General features: G+C 69.1%; 23 protein-coding genes. 16 read left to right on the forward strand and 7 right to left on the reverse strand.

Going from position 1 to position 23,590, the window contains the following annotated elements; genetic code table 11:
• The first annotated feature begins 123 nt into the window (after positions 1-123).
• From GDJ08_RS06555 to GDJ08_RS06605, 11 genes are all read left to right on the forward strand, one after another.
• Complete coding sequence (locus tag GDJ08_RS06555) at positions 124-312, forward strand: hypothetical protein (RefSeq protein ID WP_153164528.1); 189 nt, start codon at positions 124-126, stop codon at positions 310-312.
• 158 nt (positions 313-470) lie between these two features.
• Positions 471-2,756 carry a TonB-dependent receptor gene (locus GDJ08_RS06560; RefSeq protein WP_153164529.1) on the forward strand — a complete coding sequence of 762 codons (2,286 nt, stop codon included), beginning with the start codon at positions 471-473 and terminating at the stop codon, positions 2,754-2,756.
• Between the two features lie 49 nt (positions 2,757-2,805).
• Complete coding sequence (locus GDJ08_RS06565) at positions 2,806-3,495, forward strand: Fe2+-dependent dioxygenase (RefSeq protein ID WP_017357313.1); 690 nt, start codon at positions 2,806-2,808, stop codon at positions 3,493-3,495.
• Positions 3,488-4,213 carry a tetratricopeptide repeat protein gene (locus GDJ08_RS06570; protein WP_136006553.1) on the forward strand — a complete coding sequence of 242 codons (726 nt, stop codon included), beginning with the start codon at positions 3,488-3,490 and terminating at the stop codon, positions 4,211-4,213. Before GDJ08_RS06565 ends, GDJ08_RS06570 begins: the two co-directional genes overlap by 8 nt.
• Positions 4,214-4,367: 154 nt before the next feature.
• On the forward strand, positions 4,368-4,799 hold the full coding sequence (locus GDJ08_RS06575) for a hypothetical protein (protein ID WP_229296455.1): 432 nt from the start codon (positions 4,368-4,370) through the stop codon (positions 4,797-4,799).
• 143 nt (positions 4,800-4,942) lie between these two features.
• Entirely contained in the window at positions 4,943-7,369 is a 2,427-nt protein-coding gene (locus GDJ08_RS06580) for a TonB-dependent receptor domain-containing protein (RefSeq protein WP_153164530.1), read from the forward strand.
• A 143-nt stretch (positions 7,370-7,512) separates the two neighbouring features.
• On the forward strand, positions 7,513-8,148 hold the full coding sequence (locus GDJ08_RS06585; RefSeq protein WP_153164531.1) for a PepSY-associated TM helix domain-containing protein: 636 nt from the start codon (positions 7,513-7,515) through the stop codon (positions 8,146-8,148).
• 25 nt (positions 8,149-8,173) lie between these two features.
• Entirely contained in the window at positions 8,174-8,692 is a 519-nt protein-coding gene (locus GDJ08_RS06590) for a DUF2271 domain-containing protein (RefSeq protein WP_017355781.1), read from the forward strand.
• 26 nt (positions 8,693-8,718) lie between these two features.
• Positions 8,719-9,525 carry a DUF4198 domain-containing protein gene (locus tag GDJ08_RS06595; protein ID WP_017355780.1) on the forward strand — a complete coding sequence of 269 codons (807 nt, stop codon included), beginning with the start codon at positions 8,719-8,721 and terminating at the stop codon, positions 9,523-9,525.
• A 39-nt stretch (positions 9,526-9,564) separates the two neighbouring features.
• Complete coding sequence (locus GDJ08_RS06600) at positions 9,565-10,545, forward strand: FAD:protein FMN transferase (RefSeq protein WP_153164532.1); 981 nt, start codon at positions 9,565-9,567, stop codon at positions 10,543-10,545.
• Positions 10,542-12,149: a sulfite reductase subunit alpha gene (locus tag GDJ08_RS06605; protein ID WP_153164533.1), complete on the forward strand. Its 1,608-nt coding sequence runs from the start codon at positions 10,542-10,544 to the stop codon at positions 12,147-12,149. Before GDJ08_RS06600 ends, GDJ08_RS06605 begins: the two co-directional genes overlap by 4 nt.
• Before the next feature lie 243 nt (positions 12,150-12,392).
• On the opposite strand, the gene GDJ08_RS06610 is transcribed toward GDJ08_RS06605, so the two are convergent.
• The 4 genes from GDJ08_RS06610 to GDJ08_RS06625 all read right to left on the reverse strand — a co-directional run bounded on the left by GDJ08_RS06610 (position 12,393) and on the right by GDJ08_RS06625 (position 15,545).
• Positions 12,393-13,007, reverse strand: a complete 615-nt coding sequence (locus GDJ08_RS06610; protein WP_136006539.1) for a HutD/Ves family protein — start codon at positions 13,005-13,007, stop codon at positions 12,393-12,395.
• A 14-nt stretch (positions 13,008-13,021) separates the two neighbouring features.
• Positions 13,022-13,768 carry a murein L,D-transpeptidase catalytic domain family protein gene (locus GDJ08_RS06615; RefSeq protein WP_153164534.1) on the reverse strand — a complete coding sequence of 249 codons (747 nt, stop codon included), beginning with the start codon at positions 13,766-13,768 and terminating at the stop codon, positions 13,022-13,024.
• A gap of 29 nt (positions 13,769-13,797) precedes the next feature.
• Positions 13,798-14,859, reverse strand: a complete 1,062-nt coding sequence (locus GDJ08_RS06620) for a L,D-transpeptidase (RefSeq protein ID WP_153164535.1) — start codon at positions 14,857-14,859, stop codon at positions 13,798-13,800.
• 395 nt (positions 14,860-15,254) lie between these two features.
• A complete protein-coding gene (locus GDJ08_RS06625) occupies positions 15,255-15,545 on the reverse strand; it encodes a ComEA family DNA-binding protein (protein ID WP_136006599.1) in 291 nt (96 codons plus the stop codon).
• 238 nt (positions 15,546-15,783) lie between these two features.
• Here GDJ08_RS06625 and GDJ08_RS06630 point away from each other — a divergent pair, with 238 nt between their 5' ends.
• The 4 genes from GDJ08_RS06630 (at position 15,784) to murU (ending at position 19,410) form a co-directional block, all read left to right on the forward strand.
• Positions 15,784-17,277, forward strand: a complete 1,494-nt coding sequence (locus GDJ08_RS06630) for a M20 family metallopeptidase (protein ID WP_136006532.1) — start codon at positions 15,784-15,786, stop codon at positions 17,275-17,277.
• 66 nt (positions 17,278-17,343) lie between these two features.
• The gene (locus tag GDJ08_RS06635) at positions 17,344-17,613 is read left to right on the forward strand and encodes a GlsB/YeaQ/YmgE family stress response membrane protein (protein ID WP_136006530.1); all 270 of its coding nucleotides are present in this window, start codon (positions 17,344-17,346) and stop codon (positions 17,611-17,613) included.
• A 58-nt stretch (positions 17,614-17,671) separates the two neighbouring features.
• A complete protein-coding gene (locus GDJ08_RS06640; protein WP_153164536.1) occupies positions 17,672-18,697 on the forward strand; it encodes an aminoglycoside phosphotransferase family protein in 1,026 nt (341 codons plus the stop codon).
• Positions 18,694-19,410: an N-acetylmuramate alpha-1-phosphate uridylyltransferase MurU gene (gene murU / locus GDJ08_RS06645; protein ID WP_017356240.1), complete on the forward strand. Its 717-nt coding sequence runs from the start codon at positions 18,694-18,696 to the stop codon at positions 19,408-19,410. The genes GDJ08_RS06640 and murU overlap by 4 nt, the downstream gene beginning before the upstream one ends.
• A 6-nt stretch (positions 19,411-19,416) precedes the next feature.
• Here murU and hda read toward each other — a convergent pair whose 3' ends face one another.
• Genes hda through GDJ08_RS06660 form a run of 3 tightly spaced genes read right to left on the reverse strand, consistent with a single transcriptional unit; the run spans position 19,417 to position 22,411 of the window.
• Positions 19,417-20,127, reverse strand: a complete 711-nt coding sequence (hda, locus tag GDJ08_RS06650; protein WP_017356239.1) for a DnaA regulatory inactivator Hda — start codon at positions 20,125-20,127, stop codon at positions 19,417-19,419.
• On the reverse strand, positions 20,124-21,293 hold the full coding sequence (locus tag GDJ08_RS06655; protein ID WP_017356238.1) for an AI-2E family transporter: 1,170 nt from the start codon (positions 21,291-21,293) through the stop codon (positions 20,124-20,126). Before GDJ08_RS06655 ends, hda begins: the two co-directional genes overlap by 4 nt.
• Entirely contained in the window at positions 21,290-22,411 is a 1,122-nt protein-coding gene (locus tag GDJ08_RS06660; RefSeq protein WP_017356237.1) for a DUF2066 domain-containing protein, read from the reverse strand. The genes GDJ08_RS06655 and GDJ08_RS06660 overlap by 4 nt, the downstream gene beginning before the upstream one ends.
• Positions 22,412-22,520: 109 nt before the next feature.
• On the opposite strand from GDJ08_RS06660, the gene purM reads away from it, so the two are divergent.
• A complete protein-coding gene (gene purM / locus GDJ08_RS06665; protein ID WP_017356236.1) occupies positions 22,521-23,582 on the forward strand; it encodes a phosphoribosylformylglycinamidine cyclo-ligase in 1,062 nt (353 codons plus the stop codon).
• The last annotated feature ends 8 nt before the right edge of the window (positions 23,583-23,590 follow it).

Below are 23,590 nucleotides of genomic sequence, written 5' to 3' on the forward strand. Positions count from 1 at the left end.
CCGGGCGACAGTGGCCGACCGGATGCACCGGGCCGCCCCGCGGCTGCCGTCGAGGCGGCCGGCCACAGCACCCTCGACCTCGTCTCGCACGCCCCGCCGGCGCCTGCTCCGGTTCCCGAGGGGGTGCACGCGGCCCGGCTGGGCAGCGAGACCGGCGGCGACGCCGACTCGGACAGCACTGCCATCCGTCGCGCCAGCCACCGGACCCCGTGGATCGCCCGGGTGCCACTGTGGCGCGCCGACGCGCTGCGCTGGCAGCGGCTGGAACCCGCGCTGCGGCTCAATCCCGGCCACGCCCCTCCCTACGCCTGATCCCGGCGTCAACGCCCTGCGTTGATGCCCTGCACGCCTGCGCGCCGCGGCGTCGTGGGCCATGCCTGCCCGCTCCTGTCCGCTGTCTTCCCGCCCCACACCCACCGGCCGCGACGCTCCGCCTGTTCCGGCCCCTGTCCGCATCCCCAGGAAATCCCATGACCGTCCGCCCCACTCCGCTGTCGTCCGCCCTGCTGCTGGCCATCGCCGCCCCCGCCCTGGCCCACGCCGAGACCGACGCGGGCGCCGATCCGCAGCGCGCCACCGAGCTGGATGGCGTCGATGTGCACGGGGAGCGCGTGCGCCCGCAGTCGTCCAAATTCACCGCGCCGCTGCTGGACACCCCCAAATCGGTCAGCGTGATTTCCCAGCAGGTGATCGAGCAGACCGCCGCCACCACCCTGCTCGATGCGCTGCGCACGGTCCCCGGCATCACTTTCGGCGCCGGTGAAGGCGGCAACCCGACCGGCGACCGTCCTTTCATCCGTGGCTTCGACTCGGCGTCGGACATCTACGTGGATGGCCTGCGCGATGCCGGCAGCCAGACCCGCGAAGTATTCGCGATCGAGCAGATCGACGTGGTCAAGGGCCCGAGCTCGGCCTACTCCGGCCGCGGCTCGGCTGGCGGCACCATCAGCCTGGTCAGCAAGACCCCAAAGCTGGACAACTTTGTGCAGGGCTCGCTGGCCGCCGGCACCGACAGCTACCGCCGCGGCACGCTGGATGCCAACCAGGTGATCGGTGACGGCATCGCCGCCCGCGTGAACATCATGAGCCACGATGCCGATGTGGCCGGCCGCGACGCGGTCAACAGCAGCCGCTGGGGCATCGCGCCGTCGCTGGCGTTCGGCCTGAACGGCCCGACCCAGGCGGTGATCAGCCATTACCACATGGAAACCGACGACCTGCCCGACGCCGGCGGCTTCCCGTACAACAACCCGTTCACCAGTGGCCCCAACCTGCCGCTGAACGGCGACGGCAGCCCGATCGTGACCAACCGCGATGCGTTCTACGGCCTGGTGGACCGCGATTTCCAGAAGACCAAGGCAGACATCACCACGCTGAACCTGTCGCACGACTTCGGCGGCATCGTCCTGCGCAACATCACCCGCTACGGCGACACCCGCAACGACTACCTGTGGACCCAGCCGGACGACAGCAAGGGCAACCCGAACCTGTTCGGCACGATCTGGCGCCGCACCAACTCGCGCGCCACGCAGACCGACAGCTTCGTCAACCAGACCAGCGTCACCGGCGAGTTGGAGACCGGCCCGCTGCGCCACAGCTTCACGGCCGGCGTGGAATACAGCGATGAGAAGACCGTACGCGGCAACTACGTGATCGGCGACGTGGTGCGCCCGAACGGCCAGACCACCGGCGGCACCAACAACCCGGTCACCGGCAACCAGAGCTGCCCGACCACCGGCGCGGCCACCGGCTACAACTGCACCGACCTGACCAACCCGAACCCGAACGACCCGTGGTCGGCGACCCACACCGTTACCCGCAGCAACCCGCTCAACGATGCGCGCCAGACCACCCGCACCACGTCGGCCTATGTGTTCGACACCATCAGCTTCAGCGAACAGTGGATGTTGAACCTGGGCGCGCGCTTCGACGACTACAGCACCCATCTGTTCAGCCCGACCGCGGCGGCCAACGCGCAGCACCTGCGCAACGACACCTCGTTCTGGAATGGCCAGGCCGGGCTGGTCTACAAGCCGGTCGCCAACGGCAGCATCTACCTGTCGTGGGGCACCTCGTCCACGCCGGTGGGCGTGGATGCCGGCGACGGCGCCGACGGCATCACCGCGACCATCAAGGACCTCGAACCGCAGCGCAGCCGCAACATCGAGCTGGGCACCAAGTGGGACCTGTTCGATGCCCGCCTGTCGCTGACCGGTGCGATCTTCGAGACCGAGATGACCAACGCCCGCGTGCTCAGCGACGCGGGCACCACCCAGAACGCGGGCCGCAAGAAGGTCAAGGGCGCCGAGATCGGCTTCAGCGGCACCATCGTGGAGGGCTGGCAGGTGTTCGGTGGCTATACCTACCTGGATGCGGTGGTCGAGGACAACGGCTTCCTGCTGGTCAACGGCGTGTACGTGCCTTCGCCGTACAACGGCAACCAGTTCCCCAACACCGCCAGGCACAGCGCCAGCCTGTGGACCACCTGGGCCCCGTCGTTCGTGCCCGGTCTGAGCCTGGGCGCCGGCGCCAACTACGTGGACAAGGTGTACGGCAACGTCAACAACACCAAGTGGGTGCCGTCGTACACCCGCTGGGACGCGATGGTGGGCTACCAGTTCAACCCGCGCTACAGCCTGCAGTTGAACGTGCAGAACCTGACCAACAAAACCTACTTCACCAAGGCGTACGCTTCGCACTTCGCCGCCATCGCGCCGGGCCGTTCGGCAACGCTGGCGTTCAACTTCACGTTCTAAGCCACACGCCACCTCCCGCGCGCCTGCGCGGGAGGTGTTGGAGCCGACCATGCTGCTGCACATTCCCGACGTTCTCACCGCCGAGCAGGTCAGCCTGGCCCGCCGGCAACTGGCCACCGCCGGATGGACCGACGGGCGCCTGACGGCGGGCTATCAGTCCGCGCAGGCCAAGCACAACCTGCAGCTGCCCGAGTCCGACCCGGCCGCCCGCGCGATCGGCTCGATCATCCTCGACGCGCTCGGCCGCAACAGCACCTTCTTCTCCGCGGCCCTGCCGCGCCGCATCTTCCCGCCGCTGTTCAACTGCTACCAGCCGGGGCAGACGTTCGGGTTCCATGTGGACAATGCCGTGCGCTACGACTACAGCGCCGCCGGCCAGCCGCAGCCGGTGCGCACCGACCTGTCGGCCACCCTGTTCCTGAGCGATCCGGACGAGTACGAGGGGGGCGAACTGGTCATCGAAGACACCTACGGCAACCAGCGGGTCAAGCTGCCGGCCGGCCACATGGTGCTCTACCCCGGCACCAGCCTGCACCAGGTCACCCCGGTCACCGCCGGCGCACGGCTGGCGTCCTTCTTCTGGATCCAGAGCATGCTGCGCGACGACGGCCAGCGCCGCCTGATGTGGGATCTGGACGTGTCCATCCGCCGCCTCACCCACGATCACCCCGAACACCCCGCGCTGGTCAACCTCACCGGCGTGTATCACAACCTGCTGCGGCAGTGGGCCGATGTCTGAGCCGACCACCGGGGCATTGGATGCCGACGCGCTGGTCGCGCTGATGCAGCGCGATCCTGCGGCGGCGCTGGCCGCGCTGGAAGCCACCGCCCAACGGGGCGACGCGCAGGCGCAGTTCCTGCTCGGGCAGGCGCGCATGGAAGGCCGCGGCGTGGCCCAGGATGCCGCCGCCGCCATGCTCTGGTTCGAGCGCGCCGCCAACGGCGGCCTGGCCATCGCGGCCAACATGCTGGGACGCTGCCATGAGCTCGGCACCGGCACCCCGGTCAACCTGGAACTGGCCGTGGTCTGGTACCGCCGCGCCGCCGAGGCGGGGCTGGACTGGGGCCTGTACAACCTGGCCAACCTGGTGGGCACCGGGCGCGGCACCGCACGCGACGAGCGCGCCGCGTACGCGCTGTACCTGCGGGCAGCCCAGCGCGGCCATGCCAAATCGATGAACCTGGTGGGCCGCTGCCTGGAAGACGGCATCGGCGTGGCGGCCGACCCGGCCGCCGCGCCGGCCTGGTACCGACGCTCGGCTGAGGCCGGCGACTTCCGCGGCCAGGCCAGCCATGCCTCGCTGCTGCTCGCGGCCGGCCAGGTGGACGCCGCAGTGAGCTGGCTGCAACGCGCGCTCGCCACCGGCAGCCCGTCGTTCCAGGCGCATATCCGCCCGCTGCTGGCCGCCTCCCCGCATGCGCAGGTCCGCGCGCTGCTGGACGACGGCAGCGCCTGACTACAGTCGCAAATCATTCGCATTTGCGCCGGATAACCAATCTCACCTACAATCCCGCCGCCCCACCCTGCGCCGCTGGCCATCCGCCTGCGCCGCCGCCGGCGCGTGGCTGTCGGGCCGTAGTGCCTCTTCCAACGCCGTCCAGGGAATCGTCTTGCGCCATCCGCACCGCCACCGCAGCTTCGCTCCCGCCATGCGCGGGCAGCGTCCGGCGTTGGCGACGGTGCTGGCCTGGCTGGCCCTGCTGTCTATGCTGCTGGCCATACTGCCGATGCTCGGGCACGCCGTGCCCGGCAGTGCGCAGCTGGTGCAGGCGCCGATGGACGAACGCCTGCCCGGCGGCGGCGAATCCGCCCCGCAGGAAGAGGCCCCGGCCAAGCCGCGCCGGCTCGCCAGCGCGCGCGCCGCCGCAGCACCGCCCCTGGTTCCGTCCGCCACTGCGGCCGACGGACTGGACGCCCTGATGGCCACACTGGTGGCCGCGCCACCGCAGGTGGCCCCCTCGATCGATTCGGCACCGGCCACGCCGCTGCCTGCTGCCCCCGGCCTGCGCGTCCAGCGCGGCCAGGCGCCCCCGCAGGGCTGATCCCGGTCACGGCCGACGCCACCGCGTCGCGCTGCCGGTACCACCGCTGCCTGCCCGCCTTGCGGGCGCTTCCCTGATCCCCTGCAGGTGCCGAGGCCGATAGCCCGGGCCCGCGCATCCGTCTTTCTTTCGAGGTATTGCTCATGGCCCTGCGCCAGCGTCGCCGCACGTCCCTGTCCCGCCACACCCTGTCCATCGCCCTGCTCAGCGCGCTGTCGGCGCCGGCCTTCGCCACCGGCAGCGGTGCCCCGCAGACCCTGGACAAGGTGGTGGTCACCGCCTCGGGCTTCGAACAGAAGATCACCGATGCGCCGGCCAGCATCAGCGTGGTCAGCCGCGAAGAACTCAGCAAGCGCCCGTACACCAGCCTGGTGGACGCGCTGCGCGACGTAGAAGGCATCGACGTGGGCATGGAAACCACCGACAAGAACGGCCGCGCCACCATTTCCATGCGGGGCATGCCGTCCGAATACACCCTGGTGCTGATCGACGGCCGTCGCCAGAGCAATGTCGGCCAGCTGTACCCGAACAACTTCGGCGGCGGCCAGTTCGCCTACCTGCCGCCGCTGGATGCCATCGAGCGCATCGAAGTGGTGCGCGGCCCGATGTCCACCCTGTACGGCTCGGACGCGATGGGCGGAGTGATCAACATCATCACCCGCCGCAACCAGGACACTTGGCACGGCTCGGTCACCCAGGGCTTCACCGTGCAGCAGGACGACCAGTTCGGCGATGCGCGCACCACCGACGTGTACCTGAGCGGCCCGCTGGTCAAGGACCGCATCGGCCTGTCGGTGCGCGGCAGCTACTACGATGCCAAGGCCTCCAACCCGGAATGGGATGACCTGCCGCTGCCCGATGGCACGCTGTGGGCGCGCAGCATCGGCTTCGGCGGCGGCGGCAAGGCCGTGGCCAACACCAACTGGAACACCGGTCTGCGCCTGAGCTTCACCGTCAACGACGATCACGACCTGTGGCTGGACTACGACGTCTCGCGGCAGAAGTACGACAACAGCCAGGGCCAGACCGGCACACTGGACAGCCTGGCCAGCCTGTGGCGCGTCGGCAATGCCACCCTTCCCAACCCGAACGGCACCGGCACCACCACCCGCCGCGTGGTGCAGCCGCGCGTGGGCTACACCGCCTACCAGCGCTATGAGCGCGATCAGGTGGCCCTGACCCACCAGGGCCGGTACGACTTCGGCACCTGGCAGACCACGCTGACCCACACCACCAGCAACAACCTGGGCCGCTCGCTGCCGCTGACCCTGGACGAGCGCGCCGACCTGCAGACTCTGTGGAACGACGTGTGCCGCCGCACCGGCGCGGCCAACAACTGCGCCGCCGGCCGCGGCAACGCGCTGACCGCCCTGAACCCGGCCGAGCTGGCGCGGCTGCAGGCCTTCCTGCCGCGTCCGCTGCGCACGATGGAACTGGAAGGCATCGTGCTCGACACCATGCTGGACATGACCTTCGGCGCGCACAAGCTGACCGTGGGCGGCCAGTACACCGACACCGACATGACCGACGGCGTGTTCGGCATGGACGGCAACGGCTACCAGGACAACGTGAAGCAGAAGCACCGCATGTCGTCGGTGTTCGCCGAGGACAACTGGTCGCTGACCGATACGCTGACCGCCACCATCGGCCTGCGCTACGACCACCACAACATCTTCGGCAGCCACCTCAGCCCGCGCGGCTACCTGGTGTGGAACGCCAGCGATGCCTGGACCGTCAAGGGTGGCGTGAGCACCGGCTACAAGACCCCGCGCCCGGACCAGCTGTTCCCCGGCGTCACCGGTTTCGGTGGCCAGGGCGTGCTGCCGCTGGTGGGTTCGCCCAACCTCAAGCCGGAAACCAGCACCAACTATGAGCTGGCCGCCTACTACGAGGGCGCCGACTGGGGCTTCAACGTCACCGGCTTCTTCAACCAGTTCGACGACAAGATCGCCAGCGGCGGCACGTTCCCGAACTGCGAGGTCGCCCCGGCTGGCGGCGGCTACTGCGTGGACGTGGGCCCGGGCTGGGCCGAACTGGGCTACAGCACGTTCACCCAGAGCGTGAACGTGGACAAGGCCGAAACCAAGGGCGTGGAAGCGGCTGCCTACGTGGACCTGCTGGACAACCTGCAGCTGCGCGGCAACTACACCTACACCCGTTCCGAGCAGACCAGCGGCGTGGACAAGGGCAAGCCGGTGGGCGGCACCACGACCCCGGCGCGCCACATGGCCAACGCCAGCCTGAACTGGCAGCTCAACGATACGGTCAGCCTGTCGCTGATCGGCGAAGGCCGCTACGACCGCTACCGCGACACGCTGGTGACCAGCGTCGGCGGCGTGAGCACCTCGCAGGTGCGCTACTACGAGGACTACACCGTCTTCCATCTCGGTGGCAGCTGGACCATCACCCCGTGGCTGACCCTCAACGCACGCGTCAACAACCTGTTCGACAAGGACTTCGTGTCCCAGTCGTGCGTGCTGATCAGCGACAGCGAGTACAACTGCGTGGATGACTACGCCACCAAGGACCAGCGTCGCAGCTACTGGATGTCGCTGAACGCAAGGTTCTGAGGCGCCGCCCGACCCGCGGTCGGGCGCCACCTTGCCGGGTGTTGTGGTGGGGGCCGACCGCGGGTCGGCCCCCCTTCCCGCCCAAAATTGCGAACCATTCTCATCAATGGTGTAATTCGCCATTGAGCTCCTGATCCCTGCCTGTGACCACTCCTTCCTCCAGCGTGCAGCAACAACAAAGCCGCGGCTTCTGGCTGCGCACGCTGCACCAGTGGCACTGGATCAGCTCGGCCGTCTGCCTGATCGGCATGCTGCTGTTTGCCGCCACCGGCATCACCCTCAACCATGCGGCGAAGATCGAAGCCAAACCGGTGGTGGTCAGCCAGCAGTTGACGCTGCCGGCCGACCTGCTGGGCACGCTCGGCGACCGCGCCGACGGCACTGCCCCGCTGCCGCGCAAGGCCAGCCGCTGGCTCGATGCCCAGCTCGGCATCGCCATCGGCCGCCGCCCGGCCGAGTGGTCCGATGGCGAAGTCTATCTCTCCATGCCCAGCCCCGGCGCCGACGCCTGGCTGAGCATCGACCGCGACTCCGGCGCCGTGGAATACGAATCCACCGCGCGCGGCTGGGTCTCCTATTTCAACGACCTCCACAAGGGCCGCAACGCCGGCCCGGCGTGGGGCTGGTTCCTGGACATCTTCGCCGTTGCCTGCCTGGTCTTCTGCATCACCGGCCTGTTCCTGCTGCACCTGCACGCCCGCCAACGCCGCATGACCTGGCCACTGGTCGGGCTGGGTCTGCTGGTGCCGCTGCTGATCGCCCTGATCCTCATCCATTGACCGTTTTCCTTTCCGGAGCCGCACCATGCGCGTCACCCTGACCATTGCCCTGAGCGGCCTGCTGGCCACCTCGCCGGCCTATGCCACCACGCTGGACATCAACGTCGAGGTGCCCAAGCTCAACGTCGCCGAGTACCACCGGCCCTACGTCGCGGTGTGGCTGGAAGGGGCCGACCAGAAGGTCGCCGCCAACCTGTCGGTCTGGTACCAGCAGACCAGCAACAGCGAAGGCCACGGCACCAAGTGGCTGCCCGACCTGCGCCAGTGGTGGCGCAAGAGCGGCCGCACGCTGGACGTGCCGGTGGACGGTGTCACCGGCCCGACCCGCCCGGTCGGCAAACACGCACTGTCGTTCTCCGACAAGCAGCCGGCACTGAAGGCCCTGGCGCCGGGCAACTACACGCTGGTGGTGGAAGCGGTGCGCGAAGTCGGCGGCCGTGAACTGCTCAAGATCCCGTTCACCTGGCCTGCCACGTCCGCACAGACCGGCAAGGCCCAGGGCAGCACCGAGCTCGGCCTGGTCACGCTGTCGGCCAAGCCCTGATTCTTTCCCTTTCCCTGGAGTTGTTGATGAAGCGCACGCTCGTCCTAGCCGCCGCCCTGGCCGCCGCCCTTCCGTTCTCCGCCCTGGCCCACAAGGCCTGGCTGCAGCCCTCGCAGACCGTCATCGCCGGCAACAACCCGTGGATCACCGTCGACGCGGCCGTGTCCAACGACCTGTTCTACTTCAACCACGTGCCGCTGCGCCTGGACAACCTGGTGATCACCGCACCGGACGGCACCACCGTGCAGCCGCAGAACGCCTCCACCGGCAAGTTCCGCAGCGTGTTCGACGTTGAGCTGACCCAGCAGGGCACCTACCGCCTGGCCACCATCAACAACGGCCTGTCGGCCACCTGGGACGAAGATGGCAAGCCCAAGCGCTGGCGCGGTACCGCCGCCACCTTCGCCAGCGAAGTGCCGAAGAAGGCCAAGAACCTGAAGGTGTCGCAGTCGGTCGGCCGCGTGGAAACCTTCGTCACCAACGGCACCCCGAACGACACCGCCCTCAAGCCCACCAAGCAGGGCATCGAGATGGTGGCGCTGGCCCATCCCAACGACCTGGTCGCCGGCGAACCCGCGTCCTTCCGCGTGCTGGTCGATGGCAAGCCGCGCGCCGGTCTGGCGTTCGAGATCACCCGCGGCGGCACGCGCTATCGCAACGCCCAGGAAGAGATCAAGGTCACCACCGACAAGAAGGGCGAGTTCACCGTCACCTGGCCCGAGGCCGGCATGTACTGGCTGGAAACCGGCACCGAAGACAAGAAGGTGTCCGTCAAGCAGGCCAAGACCCGCCGCCTGAGCTACGTCGCCACCCTGGAAGTGCTGCCGCAGTAACCGTACGCCGGGCCCTGCCCGGCGTCCCTGCCCTCGCCCATGAACGACACGCTCCTCGACATCGCCAGCCTCGGTGGCCACAGCATGGGCACCACCTGGCAGGTAAAGCTGGCGGTGGCGCGTACGCGCGACCTGCACCCGCTGCATGCCGGCATCCAGGCCCAGCTCGACGCCGTCGTGGCGCAGATGAGCACCTGGGAGTCCCGCAGCGACATCGCGCGGTTCAACCGCGCCGATGCCGGCCACTGGCAGGCCCTGCCGCCGCTGTTCGACACGGTCGTGCAGTGCGCGCTGGACATCACCCGGCGCAGCGGCGGCGCCTTCGATCCCACCGTCGGTCCGCTGGTGGCGGTGTGGGGGTTCGGTGCACAGGCGCAGGCCCGGCGCGTGCCCGACGCGCAGACCCTGGCCGCCACCCGTGCACGCTGTGGCTGGCAGCGCCTGCGGCATGAACCCGGCCGGCTGTACCAACCCGGTGGACTGGAGCTGGATCTCTCGGCCATCGCCAAGGGCTTCGGTGTCGACCAGATCGTCCATTGGCTGCGCCAGCAGGACGTGCACGCCGCGCTGGTGGAAGTGGGGGGCGAACTGCATGGCTATGGGCGCAAGCCCGACGGCCAGCCGTGGCGCGTGCTGGTTGAATCCGCGCCGGAGGACGATGCGCGGGCAACCCACCCGCCCCGCGTGCTGACGCTCGACGATCGCGCCGTCGCCACCTCCGGCGACCGCTGGCATCACTTTGAACAGGACGGCGCGCAGTTCAGCCACACCCTGGACCCGCGCAGCGGTGCGCCCGTTGCACGCGCGGCCGCCGCCGTCACCGTGGTGGCCCCCGATGCGATGCACGCCGATGCGTGGGCAACCGCCCTGACAGTGATGGGCGTGGAAACGGGCCTCGCCTTCGCGCGTGCCCACGGCCTGGCGGCCCGCTTCGTCACCCGTGGCGCGCAGGGCATCGACGAACACCTGAGCCCGGCCTTCGCGCAGCTGCTTGGCGATGATGCGGCGGGCGCGGCATGAGATTCCCCTCGCGCGCCACCCTCGGCAACACCGCCGTCATCGCGCTGCTGTTGCTGATCGCAGTGTGGCTGCTGGGCCTGCACCAGCAGGACGCGTGGTGGCAGAGTGCACCGCTGCCCGCGCGCTGGAGCTGGGCCGCCGGCAGCGTGGTGGCGTATGCAGTGTTCTGCGCGGTGGTGTGGTGGCGGGGCCGTCCGCGCGACGACACCGCCAGCGACAGTGGCCCACCGCCGACCCTGCTGGTCTGGTCCAGCCAGACCGGGTTTGCCCAGCAGCTGTGCGAACGCAGCGCCGACGCCCTGCGTGCAGCCGGCGTGGCGGTACGCGTCTGCGGCCTGCACCAGATTGATGCGGCGACCCTGCAGCAGGCCACGCAGGCCCTGTTCGTTGTCAGCACCACCGGCGAAGGCGATGCGCCCGATCACGCACTGCCGTTCCTGCGCAACGTCATGCCACAAGCGCTGGCCCTGCCCGGGCTGCACTACGGCGTACTGGCGCTGGGCGACCGCAGCTACGGCCATTTCTGCGCGTTCGGGCACCAGCTCGATGCGTGGCTGCGCCAGCACGGCGCGCACCCGTTGTTCGATACCGTGGAGGTGGACAACGCCGATCCCGCCGCGCTGCGCCACTGGCAGCAGCTGCTCGGCCAGCTCGGCGGCGCCGCCACCGACCTGCCGGACTGGACCCCGGCCGAGTACCGGCCGTGGCACCTGCAGGCGCGCACGCTGGAGAACCCCGGCAGCCCTGGCACCGGTACCTGGCGGATCGCGCTGGTGCCGGCTGACGGCGCGCTGCCGGCCTGGCAGGCCGGTGACGTAGTGGAAATCGGGCCGCGGCACGCACCGGCCGACGTGGCGGCGTGGCTGGCCACCCACGCACGCGACGGCGCGAGCATGGTGGGCGGCGAGCCGCTGTCGGCCCATCTGGCGCGCGCGCACCTGCCGGCCTTGCCCGATGCGGTGCCCGCCGAGGACGCGGCCCTGGTCGCCTCGCTCACGCCGCTGCCGCACCGCGAGTACTCCATCGCCAGCATGCCCGTCGAAGGCAAGGTGATGCTGTTGCTGCGCCGCCAGCTGCGCCCGGACGGCACGCCCGGGCTGGGCAGCGGCTGGTTGTGCGACCACGCCGACCTGGGCGGCCGCATCGACCTGCGCTTCCGCAGCAACCCGAATTTCCATGCCCCGGCGCACGACGCACCGTTGATCCTGATCGGCAACGGCACCGGCATCGCCGGGTTGCGCGCGCATCTGCGCGCCCGCATCGATGCCGGCGCGCGGCGCAACTGGCTGCTGTTCGGCGAGCGTACCCAGGCCCACGATTTCTTCTTTGGCGATGAACTCATCGCCTGGCATCAGGCCGGGGGCATCCAGCGCCTGGATACGGTGTTCAGTCGCGACGGCGGTGAACATCGCTACGTGCAGGACCGGCTGCAGGCGCGCCTGGACGAGCTGCGCCAGTGGGTGCGCGACGGTGCCACGATCCTGGTCTGCGGCAGCCTGCAGGGCATGGCCCCGGCGGTGGATGCAGTGATCGAACAGGCGCTGGGACGCGAAGGCAAAGAAGCCCTGATCGTCGCCGGACGGTATCGGCGCGACGTGTACTGAGCAACGGCCATCGGGCATCGCCGGCAACGACTGCCGGTAGCAGTGGCCTGCGCGGCGAACGCATCACCGGTGCCGCCTTCGATCGACGGTCACGCCCTTGCCGGACGTTGCGCAGCGTAGGCAGTCGATCGACGGCCAGTTACCCGCAAGGTGTGCGCCGGTTCGGCGGGAGAGCAGTGCCAATGCAGCAACGCATGCCGTGCTTCCCTGATCCGGGTCAGCAGCCGTTGATTGCCGGTGTCGTCATGCAAGTGGGGGTTTTCCGGGTGAAACCCGGATCGCCAACAACTCCCCACCGCCGCGCAGCGCGAAACGCCGGCGTTCACCGGCGGCCAGCCACGCGGTATCGCCGGCTTCCAACGGCGGCAGGTTGGTGTCGCCGTCGAACTGCGCCTGTCCGGACAACAGGTGGATCGCCCAGGCGGTGTCCGCTTCGGTGAAGAAGAACATGCTGCCCACCAGCGGGCGATGCAGCAGTTCGGCGTTCACTGCATCACGGCGCCACATCAGGTTGAAGTCGTGGGTGACGCCGTCCACCAGCTCGCCACGCACCTGCGCTTCGCCGGCAAAGCGCAGGCGGTCATGCGGCGGCATCAGCGTGTGCAGCGTGCCATCGGCAAAGCGCAGGCGCAGGCCTTCGCCACGCAGCAGTACCAGCTCGCGCTCGATCCCGGGAAACGCGGAGAAGGCGGCATCCTGCTCGATCTCGGCGATCGACAGGCGCACCTGCCAGTCGTCGGTGTCGGGCACGCGCACAATCTCGCGGGTCCAGCCCAGGCCGTTGCGCCAGCGCTCGCGGCGGTACTCGACACTGGGAATCACGCGCGTGGCCGCGCTCAGGAAGGTATCGGTCGACATGCCGGCATTGTGCCTCAGCCGGCGCTGCCGCCGCAGTCCGGTTCCAGCAGCCGCGAACGCGCCAGCCAGTCCTTGTCCGGGTAGTAGGCGAACACCATCGCACCACCGCGCAGGCTGTCGATCAGCGGCTTGGCCACCGTCAACCGCACGGCCGGGCAACCGAGACTGCGGCCGAGCCGGCCCTGCATGCGGGCGAAGGTAGGGTTCACGTACGGCGCGCCGTGGATGACGATGGCCCGATCACGCGCGTTGTCATTGAAGCCCGGTTCCAGGCCTTCCAGGCGCAGCGAGTAACCGTTGCCGCCCATGTAGGTTTCCTTCGCGGTGAACGCGCCCAGGCTGGACATGAAGCTGCCGTCGCGGTTGGAGAAATGCTCGGTACGATTGCCGCCGCTGTTGCGGCCATGCGCCACCCATTCCTCGAACAGCAGCGTCTGCCGGCGCAGGTCGAACACCCACATGCGCGGCTCGGTGGAGGGGCGCGAATAGTCGATCACGCTCAACCGCGCCGGGTCGACGCCAAGATCGGGCCGGCGCAGCGCGCACGACATCGCCTTGGCCGCCAGCTGCAGCACGTTGCGGTCGGCCGACGGTGCCGCCTGCGCCAGCATCTCGGCCAACCGGGCCGGGTCCTGCGCCGCCGGGCGCGCGGCGCTCGAGGCGGATGGCGCAGCCGCCGCCACGGGGATCCCGGCTGCGCCCGCCGAGGCGGACGCAATCAGGCCGAGCGCAGCGGCCAACAGGGCTTTCACAGCAGACATGGGCAACCACCCGCCAACGGGAGCAATCCCTACAAGGTGGACCCCGGGGCGTCGGATTCCAAGACCGGCTGCAGGTTCTGTTCATCGGCCACCGGGCGTACCGCCGGCAGACTGGTCACCAGCAGCGTGGTGCCCGGCACCAGCGCCTTGTACAACTGCTCGGCAAACGCCGGCGGCAGCGCCATCGGCAGGCTCGGCGTGGCCAGCAGGTCCGGGCTGGCGTTGCCCTCGCTCTGGCCCAGCAACGGGTACGCCGTCCACTTGTGCAGGCGCTGGTGCGCGTCCAGGGGGCTGGGAACATCCGCGTACCCCTGCTGCATCACGAACAGCGTAGTGCCCTCGAAGGCCGGCAGCGCCTTGGCTTCCAGCCGCGATTCACCGATCAGCACGCCGTCGCGCAGCACGTACAGGCGCTGGTCGTGCAGGCTGACCAGGATACCGACCTGTCCGGAGGGCGCGGCGGCGTCGTTCCAGTAGTGGTCCGGTGCATCGGTGGTTTCGACCAGCGGTTTGCCGGTGCTGTTGACCGGTGCCAATACCGCCGGATAGGCCAGCGTCATCGGCGCGCTCTTGGCATCGGCCACCACCACGGTGTCGCCGCGCCGGGTCTCGCCAAACAGCTTCTGCGCGAACGCCTGCGGCAGGCGCACGCAACCGTGGGATGCCGGATGCCCGGGCAGGCTGCCGCCGTGCAGCGCGATGCCATCCCAGGTCAGGCGCTGCATGTACGGCATCGGCGCGCTGTTGTAGAGATTGGACCGGTGGTCCTTGTCCTTCTGCAGGATGGTGAACACGCCGGTCGGGGTTTCGTGCCCGGCCTTGCCCGAGCTGATGGTGCTCAGCCCGATGGCGATGCCGTTGCGATACACATAGGCGCGCTGCTCATCCAGGCTGACCACCAGCACGATCGGACCGGCCGGCGAAATCTCCGGATGCCAGAGGAACTCGCCGGGCTTGAGGTCGGTGGGGCCGCGTACGACCTCGGTGGTGGCCGCCGTCGCCGTGGACGGGGGCGTGGCGGCGTGGGCCAGGGACAGTGCAGCGACAAGCGCGGTTGCCACCCCGCTCAACAGACAACGACGTACGCGCATTGCTTCATTCCTGTGCAGTGACGCGCCGAGGCTACACGATGCGCCGCACGGCAGTGGTGATTCGCGGCGCGGCAGTGCGCCGCGCGCGCAGAAAAGAAATTGCCCGGCCATACGTCCTGTACGGTACCGGGCAATCTTCACGTCCTTGTCGGCATCCCGCCTTCCCCCTTTCGCATCCTGCCAAATGGGTCCCGACCATGCTCCCTGCACTGGGCCGTTGTTCTATCCGCCATCGCATTCCCTTCCCGGGTCTGGATGCCACCGTCCTGGTGGTGTCCTGCCTTCCGTTGGCGCCGCGTCCGTGCGGCATGGGCGTCCCTGCTGCGTCCGGTGCCATCGGGCGTCCTGCCCGCGTGGCCGACCAGCGTCCTGCCCGTCTCCGGCAATCCTGTCCGTCAGCGCCTGGGTACGGAGCGCGGCGCCTCCTTCCTGGGAGGCTCCTCGACGGGCATCGTCCTGATGCCTGCCGTCATCCGCTGTCGATTCCGTTCGACGGTTGCTGTCCCTATCCCCTTGACCCGAGCCAGCTCCTCGACTCGAAGAAAAGGGCCGTGTTGTCGCCGGTATGCAACGATCGCCTCAGCCCGTCTGGGCCCTACGTTCGCCAGTCCCTGCTCCAGCATCGACGCATCGGCGGTATTGATGTCGATCCGGTCCGCCGCATGGGCAGGCCACATCAACAGCATTCCCAGCACCAGCGCCTTCCACGAAACCCAAGGCCCCACCGTGAAACTCCTTGTGACTTGGAAACAGTGCCTGCCGACATTCCCTTCGGCCAAAACAGTGTCCCGCGCCACATACACACAGCCTATCGTCCACTGCACCTTCACGCAGCCGGCCAAATACCCGACGTGATGTAGGGAAATCCCTACCCCGATGGGAGGCGTAGAATGTGAGGACTAGCCAATGCACTCGGAGTTTCAGATGGACAGCGCCAAACTCGGCCAATTCCTCAGTGACAAGTGGGACAACGACATCGTCCCGCAACTGGTCGATTACATCCGTATCCCCAACAAATCGCCGATGTTCGACGCTGATTGGGTCGCGAACGGCTACATGGAGCAGGCGGTCACGCTGATGGAGAACTGGGCCAAGGCCCAGAACCTGCCCGGCCTGAACGTGGAAGTGGTGCGCCTGGAAGGCCGCACGCCGCTGATCCTGCTGGAGATTCCCGCCACCGGCGCCGAGACCGGCGACGACACCGTGCTGTTGTACGGGCACCTGGACAAGCAGCCGGAAATGACCGGCTGGGACGACGACCTCGGCCCGTGGGTGCCGGTGCTGCGCGGCGACAAGCTGTACGGCCGCGGTGGCGCCGACGACGGCTATGCGATCTTCGGCTCGCTGGCCGCGGTGCTGGCGCTGCAGGAACAGGGCCTGCCGCACGCACGCTGTGTGGTGCTGATCGAAGCCTGCGAGGAATCGGGCAGCTACGACCTGCCCGCCTACGTGGATCACCTGGCCGACCGCATCGGCAAGCCGTCGCTGGTGGTGTGCCTGGATTCGGGCTGCGCCAACTACGACCAGCTGTGGTGCACCACCTCGCTGCGCGGCCTGACCGGCGGCAATTTCTCGGTCAAGGTGCTCAATGAAGGCGTGCATTCCGGTGATGCCTCCGGCGTGGTGCCGTCCAGCTTCCGCCTGCTGCGCCAGCTGCTCTCGCGCATCGAGGACGAGAACACCGGCCGCATCCTGATCGACGGCATGAATGTGGACATTCCGGCCGAGCGCCTGGAACAGGCCAAGCGCGCCGCCGACGTGGTGGACACCGCGATCTTCGAGAAATTCCCGCTGGTCGACGGCCTCACGCCGATGAATGACGACCTTACCGAACTGGTGCTCAACCGCACCTGGCGCCCGGCGCTGTCGGTGACCGGTGTGGACGGCATGCCGCCGCTGGCCTCGGCCGGCAACGTGCTGCGCCCGCATACCGCTGTGAAGCTGTCGCTGCGCCTGCCGCCGACCGCCGACGGCAAGACCTGCGGCGAGCTGCTCAAGGACGCCCTGCTGCGCGATCCGCCGAACGGTGCCGAAGTGACGCTGGACCTGGAGAAGGCCTCCACCGGCTGGAACGCGCCGGCGATGGCGCCGTGGCTGACCAAGGCAATCGACGACGCCAGCCAGACCTTCTTCGGCAAGCCGGCGATGTACATGGGCGAAGGCGGCTCGATTCCGTTCATGGGCATGCTCGGCGAGAAGTTCCCCGGCGCGCAGTTCATGATCACCGGCGTGCTCGGCCCGCACTCCAACGCACACGGCCCGAACGAGTTCCTGCACATCCCGATGGGCAAGCGCGTGACCGCCTGCGTGTCCAAGGTGATCAGCGAGCACTACGCGGCCAGCCTGCGCGGTGAGACCAGCGGCTCGCCGGTGGCGGCCGACAGCGGCACCCGCCACGGCGGCCACGGCTGCTGCTGACCGTCCCGGTGACGGACGCAGCCTGCACTTGGTAGGCTGCGTCCATCTCCTGCGGGAATCGGCGTCATGAACAGTCTGTTCGGCAGCACCAGCTGGCTCTACATCATCCTGGTCGGCTTCATCGTCGGCCTGCTCGGGCGTTTCTTCATGCCCGGCAACAACCGCATGGGCTGTCTGCTGACCATCGTGCTGGGCATCGGCGGTGCGCTGTTTGCCGGCTGGTTCGGCCAGTACATGGGCTGGTATGCACGCGGCGAACCGGCCGGCTTCATCGGCGCGGTGATCGGCGCGGTCGCCATCCTGGCCGTGCTGCGACTGGTCAGCGGCAAACGCTGACCTTGCCCCACTCCTTTCCTTCCGCGCGCCATCCGGCGCCGCTTCGACGTACCCGTCCATGAACGATCCCGCTTCCGACCCGCTGCGCGCCGACCTCCGCCGGCAGTGGGCAGGTTCCATGCTTGGCGACCCGCACCTGGCGCTCGACCGCGCCTCGGTGGACGCCGGCTTCCGCAGCTACTGGCGCGCCACCAGCACGCGTGGCAGCCACATCGTGATGGATTCTCCGCCTGGCCTGGAGGACGTGCGCCCGTGGCTGCGCATGCATGATCTGCTCGCACCCAACGGCGTGCGCGTGCCGCAGGTGTTCGAGCGCGATGTCGAGCAGGGGTTCCTGCTGCTTGAGGACCTCGGCGGCCCCACGCTGGCCCGCCACATCGACGATGCCAACGCAGATGCCTGGTTCGACGCCGCCTTCGCGCAACTGATCCGGCTGCAGTCGATCCCCGTGCCCGACGGCATGGGCAGCTTCGGTGAGGCACTGCTGCAGCGCGACGCCGGCCTGTTCGACGAGTGGTTCCTGCAGCGCCACCTGGGGCTGCAACTGGACTGCGGCGAGCTGGAAGGCCTGCAGCTGGTGCATCGCCGCCTGATGGACAACGCCCTGGGCCAGCCGCAGGTACTGACCCACCGCGATTTCATGCCGCGCAATCTGATGCCGGTCGACGACGGGCCCGCGGTGCTCGACTTCCAGGACCTGGTGCGCGGCCCGATCGCCTACGATCCGGTCAGCCTGTTCAAGGATGCCTTCCTGAGCTGGCCGCTGGCGCGGGTGGATGCCTGGCTGGCGCGCTACCACGCACAGGCACGGGCCGCCGGCCTGCCGGTGCGGCCGTGGCCGCAGTTCCTGCGCGACGCGGACTGGATGGGTGTGCAGCGGCACCTGAAGATTCTCGGCCTGTTCGTGCGCCTGCGCGACCGCGACGGCAAGGGCCATTACTTCGACGATGCGCCGCGCTTCATCCGGTACCTGGACGAAGTGCTGCCGCGCCACCCGGAACTGGCCCCGCTGCGGGCGCTGCTGGAAGACCGCATCAAGCCCGCGCTGGCCCGGCTGGCGCAACCGCGGCCGGCGCGCGCATGAAGGCGCTGGTGTTCTGCGCCGGCAAGGGCGAGCGGATGCGACCGCTGACCCTGCACACACCCAAGCCGCTGCTGGTGGCCGGTGGCAAACCGCTGGTGGTGTGGCACCTCGAACGCCTGGCCGCGGCCGGCATCGACGAGGTGGTGATCAATACCTCGTGGCTGGGCGACCGGTTCGCGCCGGCGCTGGGCGATGGCGCGCGCTGGGGCCTGCGCCTGCATCTGGTCGACGAAGGTCCGATACCGCTGGAGACCGGCGGCGGCATTCTCAACGCGCTGCCGGTGCTGGGTGACGGCCCGTTCCTGGTGGTCAACGGCGATGTCTGGACCGACGTGGATTTCGCCACGTTGCCGGTACAGCCGCACGGCGACGCGCACCTGGTGCTGGTCGACAATCCGGTGCAGCACCCGCGCGGGGATTTCATCCTGCACGACGATGGCACGGTGGGCGATGTGGGCGATGCGCCGCGCCTGACCTATGCCGGTGTGGGCGTGTTCCGCCCGGGGATTGTGCAGGGATGGCGCGAGGTCATCGGCGGTACCGACGGTGCCGCTGCCACGCCGCCGCAGTTCGGACTGGCGCCGTTGATGCGTCACGCGATGGGCGACGGCCGGGTCACCGGGCAGCATCATCGTGGGCAATGGACCGATGTGGGCACGCCGGAGCGGTTGGCGGCACTGGATGCGGCGCTGCGCCGGCAGCCACAGCGGTAGAGCGCGCTACAGGCGGTGCGAGCCTTCTTCCACCACCTGGCGCAGGAACGGCACGGTGATGCGCCGCTGCGCGGCCAATGATTCGCGGTCCAGCCAGTCCAGCAGGCTGACCAGGCTGCCCAGCTCGCGTCCGGTGCGGGTCAGCAGCCATTCGATCGCGGCCTCGTCGATGGCCAGGCCACGGCGCGCCGCACGCTCGCGCAGCACCGCCGCACGGCCTTCATCGTCCAGCGGCTGCAACACCACGCGCACGCACTGCTGCAGGCGCGAACGCAGGTCCGGCAGCACCAGGCCCAGCTGGTCGGGCGCATGCTGGGCGGTGTACAGCAGCGTGATGCCGGCACTGCGTGCGCGGTTGTGGAAGTCGAACAATGCCACTTCATCGTCGCGGTGCCCGGCCACGGCATCCAGGCCGTCGAGCGCGACCAGATCGCGGCCTTCCAGTGATTCCAGCGCGGCGCGCGTGCGCCCGACCACCGCCTTCAGCGGGAGGTACGTCGGCTGCCGACCGGCCTGCTCGGCCAGCGAGCACATCGCCAGCGCCTGGTGGGTCTTGCCGGTGCCTGCCGCGCCTTCCAGGTAGACCCAGTCCGATGCCGCGCCGATGGCGATCGCACGCAGCTGCGCCAGCGCCCCGTCCGGGGCGCCGATGAAGGTTTCCAGGCGCTCGTCCTGCGGGTAGCGCAGGGCAAGCGGCAGCTGCGGGACCACGCTCACTGGCCGTCCGGATCCTTCGGCATCGTGATCACCACGTCGGTCTTGTCGATGTAGGAATCGAGCACGATTGCCGAGCGCTCCCCGGCATACAGCTCGCTTTCGCGGTAGCGCTGGTGCGCGTAGCGCAGCAGCACGTTGCTCACCGCCGCCACCGGCAGCGCCAGCAGCATGCCCAGGAAGCCGAACAGCTGGCCACCGGCCATCACCGCGAAGATGACGGCCACCGGATGCAGGCCGATCTTGTCGCCGACGATGCGCGGGGTCAGCACGTAGCTCTCCAGCAGCTGGCCCACGGTGAACACCACGCCCACCAGGATCAGCAGCTTGAGATCGAAGCCCTGCGCCTGCACCAGCGCGGCCACCACGGCCATGACGATGCCGGTGGTCGCACCCAGGTAGGGGATGAAGCTGATCAGACCGGCGACCAGGCCGATCAACAGGCCCAGCTTGAGCCCCACCAGCGACAGCCCGGCCGCGTACACCACGCCCAGCGCGATCATCACCAGGAACTGGCCGCGGATGAACGCACCGAGCACTTCATCCGACTCGCGCGCCAGGTTGGTGATGGTGGCAATGTGGTTGCGTGGGATCATCGAGGCCACCCGCTCCACCAGCTTGTCCCAGTCGCGCAGGAAGTAGAACGCCAGGATCGGCAGCAGCAGGATGTTGACCACCCAGGTGACCATCGTGAAGCCAGAGCGCGACACGTAGCCGAAGAAGGTCTTGGCAAAGCCGCCGGCCTGCTGCCAATGGCTGCGCACCCACTCGATCAGGCGGTCCGGGTCCAGCCACTGCATGACTTCCAGGCCGGTCTTCTGCTCGAACCACGGAATCCCGGTCTGCATCAGCCACTGCTGCGCCTGCGGGATCGCCGCGATCAGCGTGGCGATCTGGCGCTCGATCATCGGCACCAGGATCAGCAGTGCCGCCGTGATCACCAGGATCATCGCCACGAACACCAGCACCACGCCGGTATTGCGGGAACGGCCGGTGGCCTCGATCCGATCGACCAGCGGGTCGCCCAGCCAGGCCAACGCCAGTGCCAGCACGAACGGGGTCAGAATCGGGCCGAGCAGCCAGATCACCCAGCCCGCCGCCAGCGCGACCAGCACGTATTTGAGGCGGCGCAGGAACTGCGCGATTTCCGCTTCGGGGCTGAGGATCATCGCAGGCGGTACTCGTTGCTGGCCGGCACGGGCGCGGCAGTGGGTTCGTCGCCATCGACCGGGACGGGCAGCGGTGCGACCGGCACCAGCACGCCATTGTCGCCGAGCATGCGGTTCAGGCCGGCCAGGCCGGTGGTCATGTCCAGCGCCAGCTCCAGGCGGTCGCCGGCAGCGCGCACCGGCACCACGTTGCGCACCACCGGGGTCTCGCGCAGGCCGGCGGCCAGGCGCATGTAGTCCTCGGCGCTGTGGATGCCGGTGACCACGATCCGGTAGGTACCCGCCGTACCGGTGGCTGCACCGGCCTTGGCGTAACGCCGCACCAGCGCGTCGGCGGCCCCGTCGGCACCACCGGCCATCGCGCGGCGGGCATCGGTGTCCCTGGTGGACCACTTGTTCAGTTCCTTGCCGCCATCGACGAACACCCAGTCGGCCACCCAGCCGCCGCTCTTGTCGCGGTACAGCTTGCCCACCAGCTGCATCGGCGGGGCATAGCGCGCCGACGCACGGGCCACCGCGGCGGTGTCCTGGCGCCAGATCGCACCGACCAGGGCCTGCTCGGCCGCACTGCCCGACGGCAGGCCCAGCTTGTAGCCGCGCTCGATCGCGCGGTTCAGCAACGGGCGGGCGGCATTGGCCTGCTGCACGGTGACCAGGCGCGGGCCCGAGCCGTCATCGATGGCCAGCCAGACCACCGGCTTGGGCCGCGGCTGCGGCCACAGCGGCAGCCCCAATGCGCCGATCAGCCCATCCACGTCATCCTGGCGGAAGCGCGCCACCAGCACCGTCCGGTAGCTGGGGGCGCCGCTGGCCGAGGTGCTCTGGTCCTGGCGGTAGTCGTAGCTGGCCACGTAATCCTTGGCCCCGCGCAGGGACTGCGCCACGCCCGGCCGGGCCATCACGCCGCGGTCGCCGGAGAGCTTGGCCAGCACGTTGCCCAGCGCGCGCGCCAAGGCGCCATTGCGGTCGGCATCGCTCTGGCTGTTGACCGGCACCTCCGCCTCATAGGCGCCGGAGGCGCTGGCGACATCGCCCTCGGTCCGCAGGCCACTCTGGGCCATCGTGGCCACCGGCAGGCACAGGGCGAGGAACATCACAAACAGGAGGCTGCGGCGCATCAGGACTTTCCATAGAGCGTATCCAGGGGGAATTGTTGCCCGAATAGGGCCTGTGCGCCAACGTGGCCTGTTAAAATCCCGCTTTCACCCCAGCGCAGCGCCCACGCCCGTGACCAACTCCCCGTCTTCGACCCCTCCTTCCCTGACCTACCGCGACGCCGGTGTCGACATCGACGCAGGCAACGAGCTGGTCGAACGCATCAAGCCGCTGGTCAAGCGCAGCTTCCGGCCGGAAGTGATGGGCGGCCTGGGCGGTTTCGGCGCTCTGTTCGACCTGTCCAACAAGTACCGCGAACCGGTGCTGGTCTCGGGCACCGACGGCGTGGGAACCAAGCTGAAGCTGGCCCAGCAGCTGGGCCGCCACGACACCATCGGCATCGACCTGGTGGCCATGTGCGTGAACGACGTGCTGGTGCAGGGCGCCGAGCCGCTGTTCTTCCTGGATTATTTCGCCACCGGCAAGCTGGACATCGACACGGCCGCCGCCGTGGTCGGCGGCATCGCCAATGGCTGCACCGAGGCCGGTTGCGCGCTGATCGGCGGTGAAACCGCCGAAATGCCGGACATGTACCCGCCGGGCGAATACGACCTGGCCGGCTTCACCGTGGGCGCGGTGGAGAAGTCCGAGCTGCTCGACGGCGCGCGCGTGGCCCAGGGCGACCTGCTGATCGGCATCGCCTCCTCCGGCCCGCACTCCAACGGCTACTCGCTGATCCGCCGCATCTACGACCGCGCCGGGCAGCCGGCCGACCTGGTGCTGGAGGACGGCAAGCGCCTGGTCGATGCGCTGATGGCGCCGACCGCGCTGTACGTCAAGCCGGTGCTGGCGCTGCTCAAGGCCCACGGCGAGGCCATCCACGGCATGGCCCACATCACCGGTGGCGGCCTGACCGAGAACATCATCCGGGTGGTGCCCGATGGCCTGGGCCTGGACATCCGCGCCAGCGCCTGGTCGCTGCCGCCGGTGTTCCAGTGGCTGCAGCGCGAAGGCGCCGTGGCCGATGCCGAAATGTGGCGCACCTTCAACTGCGGCATCGGCTTCGTGCTGGTGGTCCCGCCGGCGCAGGCCGGGCGCATCGGCACCGCGCTGGACGGCCTGGGCCTGGCGCACTGGACCATCGGCGAGGTCACCGCCGCCACCGACGGCGCCGAACGCGTCCACATCGGCTGATCCGGGAG

This window comes from Stenotrophomonas nematodicola, assembly GCF_009467805.1.
In the GTDB taxonomy this organism is placed as follows: Bacteria; Pseudomonadota; Gammaproteobacteria; order Xanthomonadales; family Xanthomonadaceae; genus Stenotrophomonas; species Stenotrophomonas nematodicola.